A 23,068-nucleotide genomic window follows, 5' to 3' on the forward strand; every position below is an offset into this window, starting at 1 on the left:
TCTGAGATCAAAATAATTCCAAAAACTGTCTGACAGGCTTCGGCAGGTAGCTGTCTTTCCTCCAGATGACGGCCGGTGTCATGACAAACGGGTTGTCTTCGATGATAACCGTTTTGACATGCGAGCGCATATGGACGGGAATCATCGTCAAAGGCAGAATCGTGGCGCCGAACCCTGACGATACGAGGCTCAAAAGCGTCGCGGAGTCATGACATTCACAGACAACCTGAAGGTCGAGACCGTACTGTTCACAAACTTGGAGGACTTGGTCATACACACCTCTTCCATTGACGGTGCGCAAAAGGATCAGAGGCAAAGAGGCGATGTCATTCAGTTTAATCGTTTCACCGCACAGTCGTTTTGAATGCTCGGACAGCACCAATACACACGGAATGTCTTCAAGCTCCTTCGATTCAATGCCGTCGTTTTTAATCAAGGTGGTGGTCACGGCGGCGTCAATCTGCCGGGTTTCCAGAAGCTCGAGCAGTGAGACGGGTTCATCTTCCCAAATGTTAAAGGTGAGATGCGGAAACCGCTCTTTCATCTGTGACACTTTCTCAAGCATGAACGCTGCGCAGTAAATGGTTGACCCGACGGCAAGTGTGCCGGCCACTTCTTCCTTCAGCTCTTGTACCTCGATTATGGCATCCTCAAACTTATGAAGAATCTCTTTCGCTCTTTTCAAAAAGACATTTCCTTCATATGTAAGGGTCATTTGTTTCTTTTTATGGCGGTCAAACAGAATGACGCCCAATTCTTCTTCGAGCTGTTTCAGCTGTCTGCTTAAAGGCGGCTGTGCCATATGAAGCTTTTTGGCGGCCGTCGTGATTTTCTGCTCTTGGGCAATGGTGATGAAATAACGCAATTGCCGGATATCCATGAGAACGCGCTCCTTTCTTTTATACCTTTAAGGTATGATACATAGATTTAACGAATATTTTTCATATGGATATATCAGGAGTATGATGGTTTTGACACCACATTTCAAGCGTAAAGGAGGGGTCAATATGAAGCTCGTCATCGGAATGACCGGGGCAACGGGAGCCATATTCGGGATCAGGCTTTTAGAATATTTAAAAGCCGCGGAGATCGAAACCCATCTTGTCGTGTCTCCTTGGGCAAATGTCACCATTACACATGAAACCGATTATACGTTAAAAGATGTCGAGAAACTCGCATCCTATACGTATTCTCACAAAGACCAGGCAGCGGCGATTTCAAGCGGCTCGTTTGAAACGGACGGGATGATCATCGCTCCGTGCAGCATGAAATCACTGGCAAGCATCCGCACCGGAATGGCTGACAATCTGCTGACCAGAGCGGCTGACGTCATTCTGAAGGAGCGGAAAAAACTTGTACTGCTGACAAGAGAAACGCCGCTCAGCCAAATCCATTTAGAAAATATGCTAGCGCTTACAAAAATGGGTTCCGTCATTCTTCCGCCGATGCCGGCATTTTATAACAAGCCGGCTGACATGGATGAATTGATCGACCATATTGTGTTCCGGACGCTCGATCAGTTCGGCATCCGTCTGCCGGAAGCGAAACGGTGGTACGGAATTGAAAAACAAAAAGGAGGAATCTGATAATGGCCTATCAGGATTTTAGGGAATTTCTCGCCGCTCTTGAAAAAGAAGGGCAGCTCTTAACAGTCAACGAAGAGGTAAAACCGGAGCCGGATCTGGGCGCCGCCGCGCGTGCAGCCAGCAATCTCGGGGATAAAACCCCTGCGCTTTTGTTTAACAATATTTACGGACATCACGATGCGCAGGTGGCTCTGAATGTCATCGGCTCGTGGCCGAATCACGCGATGATGCTCGGCATGCCGAAAGATACGCCTGTAAAAGAACAATTCTTTGAGTTTGCCAAACGGTACGATGCATTTCCGGTGCCGGTCAAACGGGAAGAAACCGCGCCGTTTCATGAAAATGAAATAACGGAAGATATCAATCTATTTGACATCCTTCCGCTATTCAGAATCAACCAGGGGGACGGCGGCTACTATTTGGATAAAGCGTGTGTCATTTCCCGCGATCTTGAAGATCCGGACAATTTCGGCAAGCAGAATGTCGGTATTTACAGAATGCAGGTAAAGGGAAAAGACCGCCTCGGCATTCAGCCCGTGCCTCAGCATGATATTGCGATTCATCTTCGCCAAGCTGAAGAACGCGGCGTGAATCTTCCCGTTACGATCGCGCTCGGCTGTGAGCCGGTGATTACGACAGCTGCATCAACTCCGCTGTTATACGATCAATCCGAGTATGAAATGGCCGGCGCAATTCAAGGGGAGCCCTACAGAATCGTCAAATCTAAATTGTCTGATTTAGACATCCCTTGGGGCGCTGAAGTCGTTCTGGAAGGAGAGATCCTTGCGGGAGAACGGGAATACGAAGGACCTTTCGGTGAGTTCACGGGCCATTATTCCGGCGGCCGCAGCATGCCGGTGATCAAAATCAAACGGGTATATCATAGAAACAATCCGATTTTTGAACATTTATACTTAGGCATGCCGTGGACGGAGTGCGATTATATGATCGGCATTAATACGTGCGTGCCGCTTTACCAGCAGCTCAAGGAAGCTTATCCGAACGAAATTGTCGCCGTGAACGCGATGTATACGCACGGGCTGATCGCCATTATTTCCACGAAAACGCGCTACGGCGGCTTTGCCAAGGCGGTCGGCATGCGCGCCCTGACCACGCCGCACGGACTCGGCTACTGCAAAATGGTCATTGTCGTGGATGAGGATGTCGATCCGTTTAACCTCCCGCAAGTCATGTGGGCGCTCTCAACGAAAATGCATCCGAAACACGATGCAGTCATCATTCCTGACCTGTCCGTCCTTCCGCTTGACCCGGGGTCTGATCCGGCAGGGATGACACACAAAATGATTCTTGACGCGACAACGCCTGTCGCGCCGGAAACAAGAGGCCATTATTCTCAGCCGCTTGATTCTCCGCTGACAACGAAAGAGTGGGAACAAAAACTGATGGACTTGATGAATCAATAAGAAAGGATGAGATTGCAATGAAAACATGCCCGCGCTGTGAATCGAAAAAAGGAGAAACCGTCAGCCAATCGCCGGTCAAAGGCGCTTGGGAAATATACCAATGCCAAACCTGCTTTTTCACATGGAGATCCTGTGAACCGGAAAGCATCACGAATCCGGCGGCATTCAACCCGGCATTTAAAATCGATCCGAAAGAAACAGAGACGGCCGCACATGTTCCCGCTGTTCCGGAAAGAAAAGCGTAATGCTGCCGGAGCAGCTGCCGGAGGCGCTTTACACGCTTTTAGACGGGACGGAGCTTGAAAAAAAGCAGCACGACGCGTTTGTGCTCCAATCTGTGACGAAAGAAGGCCGTCCGCACGCGGCCATGATCAGTGCCGGTGAAATCGTGGCCGTGAGCAGAACGAATCTCCGGCTCGCCTTATGGAAAAACACGACGACCGTAAGCAGCCTGCTGCATTCGGGACAAGCGCTTTTCATCGCCTGGAACGGAGGAGCCGCATATTATGTCACATTGGAATGTGAGGCGCTTCCGCCGCTGAAAGAGGCGAAACACGAGCGGGAACGGTTCAGCTGCCGCGTGATCACCGTCAAGGAAGATCGGGCGAAATACGCGGATCTGACATCCGGACCGGCCATCCAGCTCCACGAACCGGAAGATGTCTTGAAGAGATGGAGAGAAGCACTTGAGGAGTTAAAACGATAGACGCATAAAAAAAGCCTGCGGACGATTCCGCAGGCTTTTCTTTTATTGTACGCCTTTCATCGCCCGTTTAATGACGGGAGACAGAAGAATCAAAATAATACCGAGAATGATCGAAACAAGACCGATTGAGCCGAAGTAGGCCGCTTCAGAAATCTTATCAAACAAACCGACTACTTTTGCGTTCAGGGCTTGACCGCAGGCGTTTGTTAAAAACCACATGCTCATCGTCTGCGCTGAGAAAGCGGCAGGCGCAAGTTTCGTTGTGACGGATAAACCGACCGGTGAAAGGCAAAGCTCACCAAGCACAACCAAAAGGAAGCTGAGCACAAGCCAAAGCGGGCTCACAAGCTCGCCGCTTCCGCCCATAACCGGAAGCACCATGACTAAAAATGATAATCCGGCAAGGATAATGCCGATCGCGAATTTAATCGGTGTTGAAGGCTGGCGTTTGCCGAGCTTCATCCAGATCCAGGCGAACACCGGCGCGAAAATAACGATGAATAATGGATTCAGAGACTGGAACCATGAAGACTCAAGATGCATGCCCGCAAAGGAAAGTCTCGTGCGCTGATCCGCATATAAAGCAAGAATCGTCGCGCCCTGCTCCTGAATCGCCCAGAACATTGCCGCTGCAACAAACAGCGGAACATAAGCCGCAAGCCTTGATTTTTCCGTTTTCGTCGCTTTTTTGCTCGTGAACATCACGATAAAGTAAATGACCGGAATGACAATGCCGAGGATACTGACGGTGTCAATCACACGCTGGATCGTCAGCCAGCCGGTTTGGATCAGAACGATGATAACGGCTGCTGCGATGACCACTCCGATTCCCGTGCCGATCACTGATGATTTAGAAATCGGATTCGGTACATTGGAGCCTGCTTTGCCGAGGTATTTCTTTCTCGTAAGAGCGAAAACAATCAGTCCGAGGAACATACCGGCCGCGGCGCATCCGAAGCCTAAGTGGTAGTTGTACTTCTGTCCGAGTGTTCCGACAATTAGCGGCGCAAGCAATCCGCCGAGGTTGATGCCCATGTAAAAGATGCTGAAACCTGAGTCGCGGCGCTCGTCTTCCTTCGTATATAAATCTCCGACAACGCTGGATACGTTTGGTTTAAGCAGGCCGGTTCCGATAATGATCAGAGCCATGCTGGTGAAAAACGCCGCCGTGCTGCCAGGGAAGGCAAGAGCGATGTGCCCGAACATAATTAAAATTCCGCCGTAAAATACGGTGTTTGCCGTGCCGAATACCCGGTCGGCCAGCCATCCGCCGATGACGCTCGACATGTATACGAGAGACCCGTATATGGACATGATGGCAACTGCGGTCGTTTTATCAAAGCCGAGACCGCCATGAGCGACTTCCGTGTATAAATAGTAAAGCAATATGGCTCTCATACCATAGTAGGAGAAACGCTCCCAAAATTCGGTGAAAAACAGTGTGAACAAGCCGCGGGGATGACCGAAAAAGCCTCGTTGCGGCACAGTTTCTGTTATAGAGTCCTTATCAATAGATGCCACCTGAGCCAACCCTTTCTTAAAAAAGTGTATTACAAAAATCATATTCTTATATAATACTTGTGTCAATATAATTTATACTGAATTCAAAAAATTCCAGAATGAAAAGATATTAAAACGTTGAATATAGACGAATTTTCCTAATTCCAATGACTTATTTTGTTATATTATCTGACTAAACTATCTTTATAAACTTTTTTAATAAAATTTAAAGTATGTACAGGCGGAGCGGGATATGGCGGAATAAGATGACAATAAGAGAGGAAGGAGGAGATTATCACTTGCCGAATCGTATATTGGATATTACGGATTGCGGTGTGGCGGCAGACGGAAAAACCGACGTGACGGGCGCCATCAACCAATGCTTGGCCAGGGCCGTCAGCGAAGGCTGTCATACGGTGTTTTTTCCGCCCGGAACGTATAAAATCAACGGCACGCTTGGCGGGGACAGAAGCCAGCCGTTTCGGAACGCCGGGATTAACGTGCCGAGCCATCTCACCATCGTTTTAGATCCGGAATGCACGATTAAAGTGGCGCCGAACAGCTCCTGGGGCTACTCGGCTTTCTATATAGGCAGGCGTGAAAATGTCACCATCACCGGCGGCCGGATCATCGGGGAACGGGATGAACACACGTATACCAATGTCCCTTTGCGGTCGACCCATGAATGGGGGTTTGGAATCTGTATTGAAGGCAGCAGCAATGTGCTGATCGAAAATGTGAAGATTTCCGATTTTACGGGAGACGGCATTATTGTCAGCCCGCTCGGGTTAAAAACAAACAGTGATTACGAAACTTCAGAACAGGTGACCATCCGCCGCTGTGAGATCAGGCAGTCAAGGCGGAACAACATTTCAATCACCGGCTGCAATACCGTTACGGTGGAAGAATGTGTAATTGAAGACGCCGGGCAAGGGAACGGAACGGCTCCGAAATTCGGAATCGATATTGAATCGTACGGAGAAGGCGATATTGATTATGAAGAAGCTCTTCATATTACGGTCCGCAACAACTTTTTTTCCGGAAACGCCGCAAGCTCAGTCACCAACTTTAACGGATATAATGTGTTAATTGAAGGAAATCATTCCGATAACACAATCAGCTACGGGTATGGGGCACATACCGTCATTTCGGGGAATGTTTTCTTTCGGTCAGACGGCGGCTCAAGGACCGCAGTTGCCGGACAAGGTGTGTCACAAGGACAGGACAGCAGCAATGCCGTCATTTCCAACAATCTGATTACCGGTTTTTCCACCGGAATAGATGTAAGGGGAAAAAGCGTCCTCGTCACCCATAACAAAATCAATCAATTTGAAAATACGGGCATTTCCGTCTATCAGGCAGAAGATGTGACCGTTGACGGCAATGTCATTGAAAACGGACGTTCCGAAACGAGACGAAGCACGGGGATGCGGGCGACGCTGTCGGAAAACGCCGTCTTTACGAATAACACTCTGAATCAGGTGACAGACGGAATCAGCATGTCGGCCGGCAATATCACCGTAAAACAAAATGTGCTGACATCGTTCAGCCGGGGCATATGGGTCACAGGCGGAAATGCCGTTATTGAAGGAAATACGCTGATTCCGAATGCGTATCAGGGCGCCGCGGAGTCCTATGCCGTATCTGTGACAAATGACGCCAGGGCTGTCATCAAAGGCAATCTCTTTAAGAACTATAAAAACTATCCCGTATTCAGTTCAACATCCTCGGGAACCTCTGTCATCAGCAACCGCTTTGAATCATCACCGCTTATCGTTACCGTGTATCTGAACTCAGGCACGCATGAAGTCATAGACAATACGCTTACGATCAACCGAACGGCGGGCAGCCCGATCGGCATCTATCTGAACGGAGCCTCCAATTCCCTCGTGTCGGGCAATACCATCAACAACCTTTCCGCCGCTTCTGCTTCCGCCATCCAAACCAATTCCTCCGCAAGTACTAAAATTATCGGCAACCGCATTATCAAAGGCGTCATTGTGAAACACACGACAGATACGGAAAGCGGAAATATCGTCATCTGAAAACAATCTGCGCCGGAAACATAAAAAGAACACATGAACTCCGAAAGAAGGAGGGATGTGTTCTTTTTTGACACAATACAGCCGTGCGCCTGTCAGGCATCTTTTTTACCTGATTTATATAAAACGATCATTTCTCTGATTAAAAAGAGGGCGAATAAAAACAGCATCAGCCATTCTGAGAAGGTGGTCAATTTAAAAGCGGACAGGTTGTTTTGGACCGCTCCATAGAAACTGAAACCTTGCAGCATATCCATCGTTACTGAAATGATCAGACAGGCAGCAAGCAAAAAAAATGAAACCCCCAATATTTTCATGCGCATCACTCTCCCTTTTTATCCTTTTCGATTACGCAGAACTTATACAGACTTTCCGCCGTGCATAATCTTTTGCCGTAAAGGAAGAATATGAAAAAAACGAGGAAAGGTTTTTTGCGATATGCCGCCATTTTTTAAGCAGAAGAAACAAAAAAAAGCCGATCAAAACGACCGTGACAATGAAGGCAGAAAAGAAGCGGACAGCCAGCCGGACAAAGAGCGGGATGAGCCGATCTCCCTCAGCTTAAAGCAAAATATGAAGAAACTGTCTGAGAGGTTCGGCAACAGTGCCGATGTCGTCATCCGCCGGCTGAAAATCGGAAAAGAAGAGCTTCCGGCCGCAATTGTGTATATCGCCGGTTTGGTAGACGAACAGCTCGTCAGCCAATCCCTTCTGGAGGATTTAATCGACATCCCGTCCGTTCAGCCGGAACAAGCAGTCTGCCTGATATACGATAAAACGCTTGCGATCGGCGGGGTGAAAGAGGAAGAAAAATGGAAAAGTCTTTATGCCGGGCTGGTGGCGGGCAGCACGCTCATTTTTGTCGACGGGGCTGACAAGGCGCTGATCGCCAGCACGGAAGGGGGGGAGCACCGGTCCATTCAAGAGCCGAGCACCCAGGTCTCTTTCCGCGGCCCGCGGCAGGGATTCACTGAATCTCTGCAAACCAATATTTCCATGATCCGCAGGTATGTAAAAACGCCTGATGTATGGGTTGAAAAAATGGAGATCGGACACGAAACGAATACGGATGTCGCGCTGATGTATATTAACGGAATTTGCGATAAAAAGCTGATTAAGGAAGTCCGCAAGCGGCTGAAGCACATTGACATCGACAGCATTCTGGAATCCGGCTACATTGAACAGCTCATTGAAGACGCGCCGTTTTCTGTGTTTCCCACCGTATATCATACAGAGCGGCCGGACGTTGTGGCGGGGAATCTGCTGGAAGGACGATTTGCGATTGTCGTGGACGGAACGCCGTTCGTTCTCCTCGCGCCGGCATTATTTATTCAATTTTTTCAATCCGTTGAGGATTATTATTCACGATTTGATATCGCCACTAGCATCAGGGTGCTGCGGGTTTTGATCTTCTTCATTTCACTGGTGGCGCCGGGGATTTATGTGGCGGCGACGACCTTTCACCAGGAAATGATTCCGACCCAGCTGCTGATTGTCATCGCGGCCCAGCGGGAGACCGTGCCGTTCCCGGCCGTGATTGAAGCGCTGACGATGGAAGTGACCTTTGAGATTCTCAGGGAGGCGGGTGTCCGGCTTCCGAGAGTTGTCGGCTCCGCTGTTTCCATCGTCGGAGCGCTTGTCATCGGCCAGGCCGCCGTGCAGGCCGGCATCGTCTCCCCGGCCATGGTTATCGTCGTCGCGCTGACGGCGATTGCCAGCTTTGCGACCCCGGCTTTTGACATGGCGATATCTGCGCGGCTGATCCGGTTTCTCTTTATTCTGTCGGCGGCGGTTATGGGATTTTACGGGCTGATTCTGGGCATTATCATGATGTTTGTCCATCTGTGCGGCCTGCGTTCATTCGGATTTCCGTATATGTCCCCGCTCGCTCCTTTAACCCCGGGCGGGCTGAAAGATTCCCTCCTCCGCGCTCCGTTATGGGCGGATGAAAAAAGGCCGGGACTGCTCGTGCAGGAAAACAACAGGCGCCAAGGGGAACATCAAAGACCGAAACCGGAGACATCCAGAGGAATGGTTAATAAAGATCTAGAAGAGGGCGACGGTAATGAAAAGACGTAAATGGATGCTTATCCTTTGTACGATGGTTTCCCTTATGTTTGTATCCGGATGCTGGGATAAAAGGGAGCTGACCGATTTGGCGGTGATCTCCGCCATCGGTATTGACCGGACCGAAACGGGAAAATATGTCCTTCATTTTCAAATTATCAATCCGGGAAATGTGGCCGGCGGTCTGCAGGGCGGCGGAGCGGGAGACCGGCCTCCGGTTTCCGTCTATTCGGTGTCCGGAGACAATATGACGGAAGCTTTGAGAAAAGGCTCGATGAAAGTGTCCAGAAGGCTCTATTTTGCGCATACGAATCTCGTGGTGTTCAGTGAAAAACTGGCGAAAGAGGAAGGGCTCAGTTTTATTCTGGACAATCTTGACCGCGACACCGAATTCAGGACGACTGCAACCGTTGTGATCGCGCATAATTGCAAGGCTGAAGACATTATTAAAGTGCTGACGCCGATTGATAAAATCCCTTCCAATAAAGTGAACAAGACGCTCAGCTTCACGCAGGAACAATACGGCAGAGTCATTAAAACCAGCCTTCAGGACGTTCTGATTGATCTCGCTTCTCCGACCGGGTCGCCGTTTATTCCTGGTTATGAAATGCACGGAGACGATAAAGCCGGTCCTACGATGGAAAATACGCAGACGACTGAACCGAAAGCAGTGCTGTCAGCGGACGGACTGGCGGTGTTCAAAAAGGATGGGAGGCTGGATTACTGGATTGAGGATGACGACAGTGTGGGGGCTGTATGGCTGCTCAATAGGATCAAACATACGTTCATCAATGCGGATTGGAAGAACGTGAAGCATGCAATCAGTCTGCAGGTCACCCGCCAGAATACAAAGGTGACGGCCACTTTTCCGAACGGAAAACCGTATATTCACGTGCATGCTCAGGTCGAGGGGCTGGTGGACGCTGTCAGATACCCTTTCCATCTGTCTGATCCGCAAGTGCTGATGACGATGCAAAAGGCGCTCAGCGTGCAGCTTGAGAAAGATATCACCAAATCGATTGAAGATATAAAAGCCCATAAGAATGACTTCGTCGGCTTCGGAGACCTGATCTATCGGAAGCATCCGGACAAATGGAAAAAGTTCAAAGGGAAGTGGGATGAAGAATATTTCCCCAATCTCCCCGTAGATGTCAAAACGGAAGTCATTATCAGAAGAACGGGCTTGCGGAATAATCCTCTCTCAGACAAGCTTGAGCATGATTGATTTGAGGAGAAAGGAGCGAAGCGTATGGAAAATGCGAAAATCGGCACGCGTCAGCTGTTTATTATGATCATTTTGTTTGAATTGGGCAGTTCGTTATTGATCCCGCCGGGCACGATGGCCGGGCGGGATGCGTGGCTGTCCGTGCTTCTCGGGTGCGTTATCGGTCTCGGACTTTTCTACGTTTATCAGGCGCTGTATCAATTTTTTCCTGAGTCTTCTCCGAGAGATTACATGAACGAACTGATCGGCAGACATCTGAGCTGGGCTGTCTCCCTTCTTTATATTCTCTATTTTGCTTATATCGCGGCCCGCGTATTGCGGGATTTTGGCGAAATGCTTGTCACCTTCGCCTACCAGGACACGCCGCTTTTAATTGTGAATGCCATGCTGATGATCGCCGCGATATTTGCGGTCAGAAAGGGAATTGAAGTGATAGCGAGAGCCGGCGAGCTGCTGTTTGGCATTATGTATTTCCTGACAGCCGTCGGGCTGATCCTCATTATCAGCTCAGGCACGATAAACCTCAGATTTCTCCAGCCCGTTTTAGCGGAGGGTGCAGGAACGGTCATTTATTCCGTGTTTAAACAGACGATGTTCATCCCGTTCGGTGAATTAATCGTGTTTGTCATGATTTTCCCTTATTTAAAAGATCGGAAAAAGGTGAAGAAAACCGGATTTCTGGCGATTATCATCAGCGGCCTGATTTTGGCAATGTCAGTGGCGATTAATATTTGTGTGCTGGACGTCAACTTAATGCTCCGCTCTCAATTTCCGCTGCTGAGCACCATACAGACAATTAAAGTGGAAGAGTTTTTAGACCGGCTGGATGTCTTTTTCATGCTCGTGCTCGTCATCGGCGGTTTTTTCAAAGTCAGCCTTTTTACATATGCGGTTGTCGTGGGCGTGTCCACGCTGTTTAAAGAAAAAAATCCGTCCCAGCTGGCCTTTCCGGTCGGATTGGGGGTGCTGATTCTCTCCATCAGCATCGCAAGCAATTTTTCGGAACACATGAATGAAGGCTTAAACATTGTGCCGATCTATATTCATCTTCCATTTCAAGTGCTGTTCCCCGTTTTGCTGCTTATCATTGCCGTTATTAAGAAAAAGGTCAAAGGGACCGTCTATACAGTTTCGAAGAAATAACCCGGCCGGTGCGCCGGGTTTTTTTAAATATCATGATTTTTGTCTTAATGCATTGACAAACTTGCCTGACAATTGTACATTTTGATTTATTCTTATAAAATTACTAGGAAATATAGGTTTAGTGGTGTTAATATTTTCCGAACCGTATTTCAGAATAGAAGGAGATCCATCATGACAAAGAAAAAAGAAATCAAACTCGGTGTGTTTCTCGCGGGCACCGGCCATCATGTCGCTTCTTGGAGACATCCTCAGGCACCGGCGGACGCGAGCATGAATTTGGATTATTTCAAAGAACTGGCGAAAACGGCTGAGCGGGGGAAATTGGACATGCTGTTTTTGGCGGACAGTTTATCAATAGACGGCAAATCACATCCGAATGTGCTGACGCGCTTTGAGCCGTTTACGCTGCTGTCGGCGCTCGCTCAGGTCACATCCCGCATCGGTCTGACGGCGACCGCGTCTACCACATACAGCGAACCGTTCCATATCGCGAGACAATTTGCATCGCTTGATCATCTTTCCAACGGCCGCGCGGGCTGGAATGTCGTCACATCTTCGATTGAATCGACCGCGCTTAATTTCAGCGGCGAAAAGCATCTTGAGCACCATCTCAGATATCAGCGCGCGGAAGAATTCGTTGAAGTCGTCAAAGGATTATGGGATTCGTGGGAGGAAGACGCCTTTATCCGTGACAAAGAATCAGGAGCATTTTTCGATAAAGACAAAATGCATGAATTGAACCATAAAGGAACATATTTCTCCGTGAGAGGGCCGTTAAATGTCGCCCGCACACCTCAAGGGCGCCCGGTCATTATTCAGGCCGGATCATCAGGAGACGGAAAAGCGCTGGCCGCCAAAACGGCGGAGGTCATTTTCACCGCGCAAAATCATTTGGAATCCGCGCAGGAATTCTATCAATCTATTAAAGAACAAGCGGCTTCTTTCGGCCGTGATCCTGAAAAAATCGCGATCATGCCGGGAATTTTTCCCGTTATCGCCGATACCGAAGAAGAAGCAAAGGCAAAATATGAAGAGCTCCAAGACCTCATCATTCCGTCTGTCGGCCTGAACATTCTGCAAAACTATCTGGGCGGCGTCGACCTTTCCGCCTTCCCGCTTGACGGCCCGCTGCCTGAATTGGATGCGGATGCGTCGAATGCCGTTAAAAGCCGGTTCAAGCTCGTTCAGGAGATGGCCAAACGCGATAACATGACCATCCGCGAACTTTACAAATATGTGGCGGGTTCAAGAGGCCATCATATCTTTGTCGGAACGCCGGAACAGCTTGCCGATAAGATGGAAGAATGGGTCGGAAAACAAGCTTGTGACGGTTTTAACATCATGCCGCCGCTTTTGCCTGAAGGTCTCACTCTTTTTGTAGACAAAGTGATTCCGATTTTACAAGAACGGGGCGTGTTCAGAAAAGAGTATGAAGGAACGACGCTCAGAGAACATTTCGGACTGGAAAAACCGGCAAACCGATATGCCGGCTAAAGGAGGGCTCATCATGTCAAGACAATACCGGCTCGCAACGGAGGCAGACGCTGATGAGCTGCTTTCACTGACACTGCGGGCGTATGAACCGATCCGCAAGCTCGGCATCAACTTTGCCGCTGCCACGGCGGATAAGGAGCTCGTTTTGAATAACATACAAAAAAACGCCTGTTACGTTTTGGAAGAAGACGGACGGATTCTGGCGACGATTTCTCTGCGGATGCCGTGGGGGCCGAATCCCGGGCCGTATGGTGTCCCTCATATTTGGTGGTTCGCCGTCGATCCTGAAACCGGAAAAAAAGGGACGGGCTCGGACATGCTGGAGTGGCTGGAGAATACAGTGCTCCGCGATACATTAAAAGCGCCTTTCGTGTCACTGGGCACAGCGGACAAGCATCCGTGGCTGATCGGCATGTACGAGCGGAAAGGCTACGTCCGTGCAGGCGAAAAGGATTTAGGAAAAGGGCACATCACCATTTATTTAAAAAAACAATTGCAGGATTAACATTTTAATAGGAAAAGGCGGGATTTCAATGAAGAAGAAAACATGGGCTTTGCTGCTGTCTGCCGCGCTTTTGGCGGTCTTATCAGCATGCGGAAACGGAAAAGAAAGCGAAGGCGGCGATAACGTACTGCATGTAGGCGCCACCGGACAAAGCTATCCGTTCGCATATAAAGAAAACGGCAAGCTGACCGGCTTTGACGTGGATGTCATGGAAGCCGTCGCGAAAAAAATCAACATGAAACTGGACTGGAAGCTGCTTGAATTCAGCGGTCTGATGGGAGAGCTCCAGACCGGCAAACTCGATACCATCTCTAACCAGGTCGCTGTCACGGACGAACGCAAGAAAACGTATAACTTCACAGAACCGTATTCGTATGCGGGCACTCAAATCGTCGTCAAAAACGATAACAAAGACATCAAATCAGTCAACGATCTAAAAGGAAAAACAGTGGCGGCCGTTCTGGGCTCAAACCACGCGAAAAACCTTGAGAGCAAGGACCCGGATAAAAAAATCAACATTAAAACATATGAAACACAAGAAGGCACGCTGAAAGACGTGGCTTACGGACGGGTTGACGCTTATGTAAACAGCCGCAGCGTCCTGATCGCCCAGATCAAAAAGACCGGTCTGCCTCTGAAATTAGCAGGAGACCCGATTGTCTATGAAAAAGTCGCTTTCCCGTTTGCGAAAGATGCGGCTCACGATAAAATCCGCAAAAAAGTAAACAAAGCCATTGAAGACCTGCGGAAAGACGGCACTCTGAAAACGCTGTCTGAAAAGTACTTTAACGAAGATATCACAACGGAAGCAAAGCATTAAGAAACGGCGGTGAAAATCGAGAATGAACAGCATTGATTGGGGATTTATGTTTTCAGCTTTTCCCGCGTTAATCGAAGCCTTGCCGATCACATTACTTATGGCCGTCGCGGCCATGGTATTTGCCGTGATCGGCGGCCTTATATTAGCGCTTATCACAAAAAATCGTGTTCCTGTGCTTCACCAGCTGTCAAAGGTGTATATTTCATTTTTCCGGGGCGTGCCGACGCTCGTGCAGCTTTTCTTAATTTATTACGGCCTGCCTCAGCTGTTTCCCGGAATGAGCAAGATGACGGCGTTAACTGCGGCGATTATCGGGTTAAGCCTGAAAAATGCCGCCTACTTGGCTGAAATCTTCCGCGCGGCGCTCAACTCAGTCGATGAGGGGCAGCTTGAAGCCTGTCTGTCTGTCGGAATGACAAAATCCCAGGCGTACAGACGGATCATTTTCCCGCAAGCCGTCAGAAACGCGCTTCCCGCGACGGGAAATACGTTTATCGGCCTGTTAAAAGAAACATCGCTCGCCTTTACATTAGGAGTGATGGAAATGTTCGCCCAAGGAAAAATGTACGCATCAGGCAACCTCAAATATTTTGAGACGTATTTAGCCGTCGCGGTCATGTACTGGATTCTTACGATTATTTACAGTGTGCTGCAGGATCTGCTCGAACGGGCGATCAGCAAGCCTTATCGCACATAGGAGGAGGCTCAGGATGATACAAGTCAGACATATTCGAAAAGCATTTAAAGACCTTACCGTACTTGACGGGATCGATCTTGAGATCAAAAGCGGCGAAGTCACGGCCATCATCGGCCCGTCAGGCTCGGGAAAATCAACGCTCCTCCGTTGTTTGAATCTGCTGGAGCGCCCGGATGACGGCATCATTGAAATCGGTGATGCAAAGCTGAATGCCTCGTCCTATTCGCGCAAAGACGTTCATAAGCTTCGCCAGCAGACGGCGATGGTGTTTCAGAATTACAACCTGTTCAAAAACAAAACCGCCCTGCAAAATGTGACAGAGGCGCTGATCACCGCGCAAAAGAAACCGAAAAAAGAAGCGGAACAGATCGGTATGGATCTGCTGCGGCAAGTCGGTTTAGAACACAAAGCGGACAGCTACCCGATTACGATGTCAGGCGGGCAGCAGCAGCGGATCGGGATTGCGCGCGCCTTGGCCGTTGATCCTCACGCGATTTTACTGGATGAACCGACTTCGGCCCTTGACCCTGAGCTTGTAGCCGGAGTGCTCCAAGTCATCAAATCAATTGCCGAAAAACAGACAACCATGATCATTGTCACGCATGAGATGGCTTTTGCTCGTGAAGTGGCCGACAAGGTTATTTTTATGGCAGACGGACGCATCATCGAACAGGGAACGCCGGAAGAGCTGTTTGACAATCCGCAGAACGAACGGACGAAAAAATTCATTAAGCAAGTGGGAGAGCCTGCCGAACTTGTCTAAGAAGGGAAGAAGAAGAAATGGCAAATGAAACGTATGAATCATTAAACAAACGTTTAATCAATATCCGCCGCGACCTTCATGAACACCCTGAGCTGTCAGGCGAGGAATACGAAACGACGAATAAAATCCGCCGTTGGCTGGAGGAAGAAGGAATCACGGTTCTTGATGTGCCGAAACTTCAAACCGGAGTGATCGCTGAAATCAAAGGAGACAAAAGCGGCCCCGTCATCGCCGTCAGAGCGGACATCGACGCATTGCCGATCGAAGAGAAAACAAACCTTCCGTTTGCTTCGCGAAACAGCGGCGTGATGCACGCCTGCGGCCATGATTTCCATACGGCATCTATTCTCGGCACGGCTTTTTTATTAAATGAGAGAAAGCATGAGCTGAAAGGAACGGTGCGGTTTATTTTTCAGCCCGCGGAAGAAATCGCCGCCGGAGCAAGACAGGTCATTGAAGCCGGCGCGCTTGACGGTGTATCGGCGATATTCGGCATGCATAACAAACCTGACCTCCCCGTCGGCACGGTCGGTCTGAAAGAAGGCCCGCTGATGGCGAGTGTCGACCGCTTTGAAATCACTGTTAAAGGAAAAGGCGGCCACGCCGGAATCCCTGATAACAGCATTGATCCGATTCAGGCGGCAGGACAGATCATCGGCGGCTTGCAATCAGTTGTCAGCAGAAATATCAGCTCGCTTCACAATGCCGTCGTCAGCATCACAAGAGTTCAGGGCGGCAGCTCTTGGAATGTCATCCCGGACCATGTTGAAATGGAAGGCACCGTCCGGACGTTTCAAAAGGAAGCGCGTGACGCTGTTCCGAAACATATGAAGCGGGTTGCCGAAGGAATCGCGGCAGGGTTCGGGGCAGAAGCCGAATTCCGCTGGTATCCTTACCTTCCGTCAGTGATGAACGACGCCCGTTTCATTCAGGCGGCGGAACAAACGGCTGAAGATCTCGGGCTTCAAACCGTTCGGGCAGAACAGTCGCCCGGCGGCGAAGACTTCGCGTTATATCAAGAAAAAATCCCCGGCTTCTTCGTCTGGATGGGAACAAACGGAACAGAAGAATGGCACCATCCCGCCTTCACACTCGACGAAAAAGCGCTCCCGGCAGCGGCTGAGTTTTTCGCCCGGCTGACCGTCAACGTATTGGAGCAGACGGATTGAATACGGAAAATCTGACGGCCGGGCTTGCTCAGGCCGTCATGTCGTCTGTGCCGGAAACATCCGCTGAAGCGATGAAAGAAGCGCGCAAAGGACTGCTTGATTTTACAGCGGCAGCCTTTGCGGGGAGACGGGATAAAGGAGTTGAAAAGCTGGTAAAACTGGCCGAAGAAGAAGGCGGGGTGCCGATAGCGCCGCTTATCGGCAGAAATCAAAAAACCGCGCCGTCCCAATCCGCGCTCATTAACGGCTTCATCGCACATGCGCTTGATTTTGATGATGTTCATTCTGATGTAAGAGGACATCCGAGCGCAGTCATCCTTCCGGCTTTGATTGCAGCCGCATCAGCCGGCCGTATAGACAAAAGCCGTTTTCTCGGTGCTTATGTGACGGGAATCGAAGTGATGGCGCGGCTCGGTGAGTCAGCTGGAAGGCATCATTACGAGAAAGGCTGGCACAATACAGGAACGTTAGGTGCCATTGCGGCCGCATGCGCCGTCGGATTCGCGGAGAATCTGAATCAAACCCAATTGCAGAAAGCAATCGGGTTTGCGGCTGCCCGCTCCGGAGGCATGAGAGTGCAATTCGGGACAGAAATGAAGCCGCTCCACGCCGGACTGGCTGCTCAAGCCGGGTTGTTCGCCGTAACGCTTGCAAAGGCCGGTTTCGGCGGCTCAGTTCATGCGCTCGACGGGGAGAAAGGTTTTTTCGGACTGTACGGCGATCTTGAACGGGCAGAAACCCTGCTTGTAAACGGGTGGGGAAAACCTTGGCGGATTGTGAGCCCGGGACTTTGGTTTAAGGTTTATCCGTTTTGCTCGGCGGCTCATCATGCGGCGGACGCCATTCTCAAGCTGAAGGCCGAACATGGTCTCACTTTCGGCCAAACGGAACGGATCGACGTGATTTATCCGCCGGGCGGGGACGCCGCATTGACAGAACGGCGCCCGAAAACAGGCGAAGCGGGACGGTTCAGCGTGGAATATGTGATCACCTTAGCTTTGCACGGTAAGGATTTTTCAGTTGAACATTTCACATCCGAGCCGATTCCGGAATCCTTTCAAAAAGGATTTGAGCGGATTCACCGCAGCTCCGATGACCAAATTCTGCCGGCTGAAAACGCCGTTCCGAAGGGCCGTTTTACAATTGTACGGGTTACGGCTTCCGGCGGTCATGTCTATGAAACACGTATCGACTGTCCGAAGGGAGCGCCGGGAAACGGCCTTTCTGAAAAAGACATTGAAGACAAACTCCGGCTCGCTTTGCCGGGGGAAGAGGAAAAGGCGGAAGAATTGATCAAAGCAGCCGGACAATCAAATATGGACCGTTATTTACAGCTGATATAAATAAAAAGAGCGGGGGGATGCAGCCCTCGCTCTTTTTACGTTCACTTCTATTGAATAGGGGGATATAGGGTGCGCCCCTGTCTGCTGAATAGGGGGATATAGGGTGCGCCCCTGTCTGCGCTGGCAGGGGCGCGGTATCAGGAAACGGCCGTGCCGTTTTCTTTTACCGTGAAACCTCCTCTTGATAAGCGGATGTTGATATCCGAAACTTTGGCAATTTGTTCGTCGTGCGTAACCATGATGACGCATTTGCCGTCTTTATGCGCCAAGTCCTGAAAGAGCCGGACGATTTCCTTTGACGTATCCTCGTCGAGATTTCCCGTCGGCTCGTCCGCGCAAATCAAATCCGTGTCACAGCAGAAAGCCCGCGCAATTGAAACGCGCTGCTGCTGTCCGCCGCTTAATGTCAGCACCCGCTGACGGGCCTGCTGTTCGGTGAAGCCGACTTTTTTCAGCATGCTGAGCGCGAACGCATCTTTGTTGTTCTCCTTAGAGCCGGTGATCTCCATCGCCGTTGTGACATTTTGGAGCGCCGTCATATACGGGATCAGATGATAAGATTGAAAGACGATAGAGACATATTGATTTCTGAATTTGGTTAATCCGATTTTGGAGATGTCTTCTCCGTTATAAAGGATGCTTCCCTCTTTAGGTGTGTCAAGGCCGCCCGCCAGAGACAGAAACGTTGTTTTTCCCGTTCCGGAGGCACCGACAATTGTATAAAACTTCCCTTTTTCAAAGCTGATCGTTATATCCTGAAACAGCGGCTGTGATTTGTCTTGGTACCAGTAGCCGGTCTGTTGAAAGGTTAATAGGCTCATTATGCTGCCTCCTCTTATTCCTGCTTGGTCAGGATCGTTTTAGGGTGAAGCCGCATGACTGATACAGACGGCAGTAATGTGGCAATGACGGCAATTGCGACGCCGATCCCGCTAAGAATCAGAAGGTCATTCAGCGAGACGTTTACCTGCATTGTACTGATGACATCCGCGCCGGATGAATGCTGACCGAACATGCCGCCTCCCCGCGGCATTTCTCCTCCGCCCCAGCCGCTTGTTTGCTGCGAATCATCGGCTGAGCTGACCTGCTGGGAAAGAAGCTGATTTCCGAGCTGATTCGCCACAAGGCTGCCCGTGACGGATGCGATCCCGATGGCGATAACCGCGACAACCAGAATTTCCGTTAAGAATTGTCCGATGAGCTTCCAGCGCTTTTCGCCGATCGCCATCAAGACACCCATTTCATACTTGCGTTCCCTGATCGACATCGTCACGATCAACCCAAGAATGACCGCGCCCGCGATGGATACAAGGTATACCACGTTTTTAGAAAATGACGCGACATTTTCAATCGGGCCGACCATTTGCTGATACACCTGATCATTTGTCGTCAGCGCGTAGGTTTTATCATCTACAGATGTTTTTTTCGCAGCCGCAACGAATGAGTCAATATATTTGGCATCATCCATATAATAAACGGCTGAGCTGATTTTGTTTTTGTTATCAGACCCTTTTAACGCCGCCGCGGCGGTGTAAGGCGTATAGATTTTATTGTCAGGATTTAAGAATGAAAAATGCTGTGCCTGATCGTCTCCTGATGATGTTGTTTTATAGATTCCCACAATTTTAAGCTTCGTTTTCACAGAATCATCCGCTGCTGAGGAAACGGTAATGGAGCCGCCGACCTTCAGCTTGTTTTGATCTGCCAGCGTTTCATTAATCACGGCGACTTTTGCGTCCGCATCTGTTTTTGTGATGGCGCGTCCGTCAGTGATTTTTGAGCTCCCGTCCGTGAAATCATCAAGCAATGCCGTAGAGAGCACGCCTTCGATCGAGATATTCGCTGAAATCATCTGTCTTCCGCCACCTTGAAAACGGCCGGCGCCGGAACTGTTATCGGCTGATTCGCCTGAGCTTTTTATCGCATCAAAGCTTTCTGCATTTGCTGACGCTGTCGTGAGGAAGTTGTAATTTTTAACATGCTGTAAAGATGTAAGCTTCTTGGCATCTGAGACGGAAATCGGTGTTGATTCAAACGTCCTCTTTTCACCGTCTTTTTGCTGCTGCGCCATTTGCTTTTGGCGGTCAGCCTGGAGTGTGACGCTCCCGCCGAGCTGCTGCCTTGCCAGTTCGCTTGATTTCTTTGCCGCTGACTGGATCGCAAGACCGGACAGGGCAAAAATGCAAATCACTGAAAACACAACCAGCTGCAAAAATGTTTTTCCCTTTTTTGCCTTCATGCTCCAAAAGGCTCTTTTTATAAAGTTCATGTCTGTTCCTCCGTATGGATGTCAGATCTTGTAAAACCGGCCTTCTTTAGCACCGGCCATCCGATATGTATATAGTAGGAGAAATGTATGAAAAAAATATGAACAAACTATTTCCGGGTGATGAAATAAAAACTAACATTTGTGAAACCCGAAAACATCCGGGTAAAATGGTGCTATTATAAGAAAAAGCGTCAAGATAAGCGGAGGAACAAATGAAGATATTAATGATAGAAGATAATATAAGCGTATGCACCATGACGGAAATGTTCTTTTTTAAAGAAGGATTTGAAGCCGAATTTGTCCATGACGGAGTGGAAGGCTATCAGCGGTTCACGGAAGAGGACTGGGATTTGGTCATTCTGGACATTATGCTCCCATCCATGGACGGAGTGACGATCTGCCGGAAAATAAGAGAGACGAGCAGTGTGCCGATTATTATGCTGACCGCAAAGGACACGGAGTCTGATCAGGTGATCGGGTTTGAAATGGGGGCCGACGACTATGTCACCAAGCCGTTCAGCCCGCTGACACTAGTAGCGCGGATTAAAGCGGTGATTAGAAGATACCGGGCGACGGGGCAGGCCGTAAAAAGCGACGACTTGATCGAAACGGCGTGTTTTTCAATCAATAAGAAGACGCGGGAAGTGTTTCTGCACGGAAAACCTGTCGAGAATCTGACGCCGAAGGAATTCGATCTGCTCTTTTATCTCGCACAAAACCCGCGCCAGGTTTTTTCGAGAGAGCAGCTGCTTGAGCAGGTGTGGGGCTATCAATTTTACGGCGATGAACGTACGGTTGATGTTCATATTAAACGGCTGCGCAAAAAACTGTCCAGTGACGAAAAACCGTTTTTATACACGGTGTGGGGGGTAGGATACAAATTTGATGAGGATTAAATACTTATATCAGCTGCTGTTAAGCCATGTCAGCATTTTGATTTTGGCCTTTTTCATCATCATTTCCCTGTTTTCGCACTTTGTGAAAGATTTTGCGTATCAAAATAAAGTGGATGAGCTGTCATCTTACGCCCAACAGATCACAAGTGAGCTGAACAGCCGCGATCTTGATCTGCGCCGCCTGTATCCGTATCAGGACATGTTAAAAACGCGCGAGACCAGATTTATTATTTTTGATGAACATCAGCAGCCTTACTTTTTTCCTGACGATATGCCGCCGCGCGAGAAGCTGAAAAGTAAAGAGTGGCACATGCTGAAGCAAGGGAAAACCGTTCAGATCAGAGCGGAGATGAACCGTTTTAATACGGAAGGCTTGGAAGTATCGCTTGTTGCAAAACCGCTTTTTATCAACGATCAATTTAAAGGAGCGGTGCTGCTCGTGTCTCCCGTCAGAGGGGTCGAGCAGATGATCAGCCAGGTCAACCGCTATATGATTTACGCGATCATCAGCACCCTTATCATCACGATTCTGCTGAGCTGGCTTTTATCTAAATTTCACGTCAAGCGGATTCAGACATTGCGGGATGCGACCGGAAAAGTGGCATCCGGTGATTACGATATTTCGCTCAAGAACAGCGGCGGCGATGAAATCGGCATGCTGGCGTCCGATTTCAACACCATGGCCAAAAATCTAAAGCAATCAAGAGAGCAGATTGACCGCCTGGAAAAACGGAGGCGCCAATTTATCGCCGATGTCTCCCATGAGCTGAGAACGCCTTTGACGACCATTAACGGACTTGTGGAGGGGCTTAACAGCAACACCATCCCGGAAAAAGATAAAGAGAAATGCTTCTCGCTGATCAGCGAAGAAACGAAGCGGATGCTCAGGCTCGTGAAAGAAAATCTGGATTATGAAAAAATCAGATCCCAGCAAATCAAACTGGACAAGCTCAGCCTGCCGCTCATCGAGGTGTTTGAAATTATTAAAGAGCATCTCAATCAGCAGGCGGAGGAAAAACAAAATCAGCTGCGGATTCAAGTGGAGGACGGCGTCAAAGTGTTCGCCGATTATGACAGGCTGATCCAGATTCTCGTCAACATCACGAAAAACAGCATACAATTTACGCAAAAGGGAGACATCACGCTGCGCGGGTATGAAGGCTATAAAGAAACGGTGATTGAAATCGAAGACACCGGGATCGGCATCTCCAAAGAGGAAATTGAGCATATATGGGAGCGGTTTTATAAGGCGGACGTGTCCCGGAGGAATACGGCATACGGCGAATACGGACTCGGCCTGTCCATCGTCAGGCAGCTCGTCGAAATGCACAAAGGCACGATAGATATTGACAGCGAAAAAGGAAAAGGCACGACCTTTACAATCCGCCTTCCGCTGAATACGAAAAATGAATAATCTTG

At 49.4% G+C, this 23,068-nt stretch carries 22 protein-coding genes; 17 read left to right on the forward strand and 5 right to left on the reverse strand.

Features of this window, described 5'->3' with window-relative positions:
* Positions 1-7: 7 nt before the first annotated feature.
* Complete coding sequence (locus U2H13_RS01950; RefSeq protein ID WP_014416884.1) at positions 8-880, reverse strand: LysR family transcriptional regulator; 873 nt, start codon at positions 878-880, stop codon at positions 8-10.
* A gap of 91 nt (positions 881-971) precedes the next feature.
* Between U2H13_RS01950 and U2H13_RS01955 the strand changes: the two genes are divergently transcribed.
* Genes U2H13_RS01955 through U2H13_RS01970 form a run of 4 tightly spaced genes read left to right on the forward strand, consistent with a single transcriptional unit; the run spans position 972 to position 3,716 of the window.
* On the forward strand, positions 972-1,586 hold the full coding sequence (locus tag U2H13_RS01955; RefSeq protein ID WP_088005476.1) for a non-oxidative hydroxyarylic acid decarboxylases subunit B: 615 nt from the start codon (positions 972-974) through the stop codon (positions 1,584-1,586).
* Between the two features lie 2 nt (positions 1,587-1,588).
* Entirely contained in the window at positions 1,589-3,010 is a 1,422-nt protein-coding gene (gene bsdC / locus U2H13_RS01960) for a phenolic acid decarboxylase BsdC (protein ID WP_003156369.1), read from the forward strand.
* Positions 3,011-3,027: 17 nt separating this feature from the next.
* Complete coding sequence (locus tag U2H13_RS01965; protein ID WP_007410250.1) at positions 3,028-3,255, forward strand: non-oxidative hydroxyarylic acid decarboxylases subunit D; 228 nt, start codon at positions 3,028-3,030, stop codon at positions 3,253-3,255.
* Positions 3,255-3,716, forward strand: a complete 462-nt coding sequence (locus U2H13_RS01970) for a hypothetical protein (protein WP_094296372.1) — start codon at positions 3,255-3,257, stop codon at positions 3,714-3,716. The genes U2H13_RS01965 and U2H13_RS01970 overlap by 1 nt, the downstream gene beginning before the upstream one ends.
* A gap of 42 nt (positions 3,717-3,758) precedes the next feature.
* On the opposite strand, the gene U2H13_RS01975 is transcribed toward U2H13_RS01970, so the two are convergent.
* Positions 3,759-5,237: a peptide MFS transporter gene (locus tag U2H13_RS01975; protein ID WP_012116786.1), complete on the reverse strand. Its 1,479-nt coding sequence runs from the start codon at positions 5,235-5,237 to the stop codon at positions 3,759-3,761.
* A 278-nt stretch (positions 5,238-5,515) separates the two neighbouring features.
* Here U2H13_RS01975 and U2H13_RS01980 point away from each other — a divergent pair, with 278 nt between their 5' ends.
* The gene (locus U2H13_RS01980) at positions 5,516-7,261 is read left to right on the forward strand and encodes a right-handed parallel beta-helix repeat-containing protein (RefSeq protein ID WP_014416887.1); all 1,746 of its coding nucleotides are present in this window, start codon (positions 5,516-5,518) and stop codon (positions 7,259-7,261) included.
* Positions 7,262-7,353: 92 nt separating this feature from the next.
* Here U2H13_RS01980 and U2H13_RS01985 read toward each other — a convergent pair whose 3' ends face one another.
* Positions 7,354-7,575, reverse strand: coding sequence for a hypothetical protein (locus tag U2H13_RS01985; RefSeq protein ID WP_014720711.1), 222 nt, complete (start codon positions 7,573-7,575; stop codon positions 7,354-7,356).
* 121 nt (positions 7,576-7,696) lie between these two features.
* On the opposite strand from U2H13_RS01985, the gene gerKA reads away from it, so the two are divergent.
* The 10 genes from gerKA to U2H13_RS02035 all read left to right on the forward strand — a co-directional run bounded on the left by gerKA (position 7,697) and on the right by U2H13_RS02035 (position 18,484).
* Positions 7,697-9,337 carry a spore germination protein GerKA gene (gerKA, locus tag U2H13_RS01990; RefSeq protein WP_103527156.1) on the forward strand — a complete coding sequence of 547 codons (1,641 nt, stop codon included), beginning with the start codon at positions 7,697-7,699 and terminating at the stop codon, positions 9,335-9,337.
* Complete coding sequence (locus U2H13_RS01995; protein WP_021495126.1) at positions 9,324-10,550, forward strand: Ger(x)C family spore germination protein; 1,227 nt, start codon at positions 9,324-9,326, stop codon at positions 10,548-10,550. The genes gerKA and U2H13_RS01995 overlap by 14 nt, the downstream gene beginning before the upstream one ends.
* A gap of 24 nt (positions 10,551-10,574) precedes the next feature.
* A complete protein-coding gene (locus U2H13_RS02000; RefSeq protein WP_109566691.1) occupies positions 10,575-11,693 on the forward strand; it encodes a GerAB/ArcD/ProY family transporter in 1,119 nt (372 codons plus the stop codon).
* A 168-nt stretch (positions 11,694-11,861) separates the two neighbouring features.
* The gene (locus U2H13_RS02005; RefSeq protein WP_121984544.1) at positions 11,862-13,187 is read left to right on the forward strand and encodes an LLM class flavin-dependent oxidoreductase; all 1,326 of its coding nucleotides are present in this window, start codon (positions 11,862-11,864) and stop codon (positions 13,185-13,187) included.
* A 13-nt stretch (positions 13,188-13,200) separates the two neighbouring features.
* Positions 13,201-13,692: a GNAT family N-acetyltransferase gene (locus tag U2H13_RS02010; protein ID WP_003156352.1), complete on the forward strand. Its 492-nt coding sequence runs from the start codon at positions 13,201-13,203 to the stop codon at positions 13,690-13,692.
* A gap of 28 nt (positions 13,693-13,720) precedes the next feature.
* Complete coding sequence (locus tag U2H13_RS02015) at positions 13,721-14,512, forward strand: amino acid ABC transporter substrate-binding protein (protein ID WP_121984534.1); 792 nt, start codon at positions 13,721-13,723, stop codon at positions 14,510-14,512.
* A gap of 22 nt (positions 14,513-14,534) precedes the next feature.
* Positions 14,535-15,209: an amino acid ABC transporter permease gene (locus tag U2H13_RS02020; RefSeq protein WP_007410261.1), complete on the forward strand. Its 675-nt coding sequence runs from the start codon at positions 14,535-14,537 to the stop codon at positions 15,207-15,209.
* Positions 15,210-15,222: 13 nt separating this feature from the next.
* Entirely contained in the window at positions 15,223-15,972 is a 750-nt protein-coding gene (locus U2H13_RS02025; RefSeq protein ID WP_014416896.1) for an amino acid ABC transporter ATP-binding protein, read from the forward strand.
* A 17-nt stretch (positions 15,973-15,989) separates the two neighbouring features.
* Positions 15,990-17,141, forward strand: a complete 1,152-nt coding sequence (locus U2H13_RS02030) for a M20 peptidase aminoacylase family protein (protein ID WP_053285475.1) — start codon at positions 15,990-15,992, stop codon at positions 17,139-17,141.
* Positions 17,138-18,484 carry an MmgE/PrpD family protein gene (locus tag U2H13_RS02035; RefSeq protein ID WP_109566693.1) on the forward strand — a complete coding sequence of 449 codons (1,347 nt, stop codon included), beginning with the start codon at positions 17,138-17,140 and terminating at the stop codon, positions 18,482-18,484. The genes U2H13_RS02030 and U2H13_RS02035 overlap by 4 nt, the downstream gene beginning before the upstream one ends.
* A 137-nt stretch (positions 18,485-18,621) precedes the next feature.
* Here U2H13_RS02035 and U2H13_RS02040 read toward each other — a convergent pair whose 3' ends face one another.
* Positions 18,622-19,305, reverse strand: coding sequence for an ABC transporter ATP-binding protein (locus U2H13_RS02040; protein ID WP_022552585.1), 684 nt, complete (start codon positions 19,303-19,305; stop codon positions 18,622-18,624).
* Positions 19,306-19,319: 14 nt separating this feature from the next.
* The gene (locus U2H13_RS02045; RefSeq protein WP_121984533.1) at positions 19,320-20,753 is read right to left on the reverse strand and encodes an ABC transporter permease; all 1,434 of its coding nucleotides are present in this window, start codon (positions 20,751-20,753) and stop codon (positions 19,320-19,322) included.
* A gap of 212 nt (positions 20,754-20,965) precedes the next feature.
* Here U2H13_RS02045 and U2H13_RS02050 point away from each other — a divergent pair, with 212 nt between their 5' ends.
* Both U2H13_RS02050 and U2H13_RS02055 read left to right on the forward strand, forming a co-directional pair.
* Positions 20,966-21,649, forward strand: coding sequence for a response regulator transcription factor (locus tag U2H13_RS02050; protein ID WP_014416901.1), 684 nt, complete (start codon positions 20,966-20,968; stop codon positions 21,647-21,649).
* Complete coding sequence (locus U2H13_RS02055; RefSeq protein ID WP_103527150.1) at positions 21,636-23,063, forward strand: HAMP domain-containing sensor histidine kinase; 1,428 nt, start codon at positions 21,636-21,638, stop codon at positions 23,061-23,063. The genes U2H13_RS02050 and U2H13_RS02055 overlap by 14 nt, the downstream gene beginning before the upstream one ends.
* The last annotated feature ends 5 nt before the right edge of the window (positions 23,064-23,068 follow it).

The organism is Bacillus sp. A1, from assembly GCF_042296235.1.
Taxonomy (GTDB): Bacteria; Bacillota; Bacilli; order Bacillales; family Bacillaceae; genus Bacillus; species Bacillus velezensis.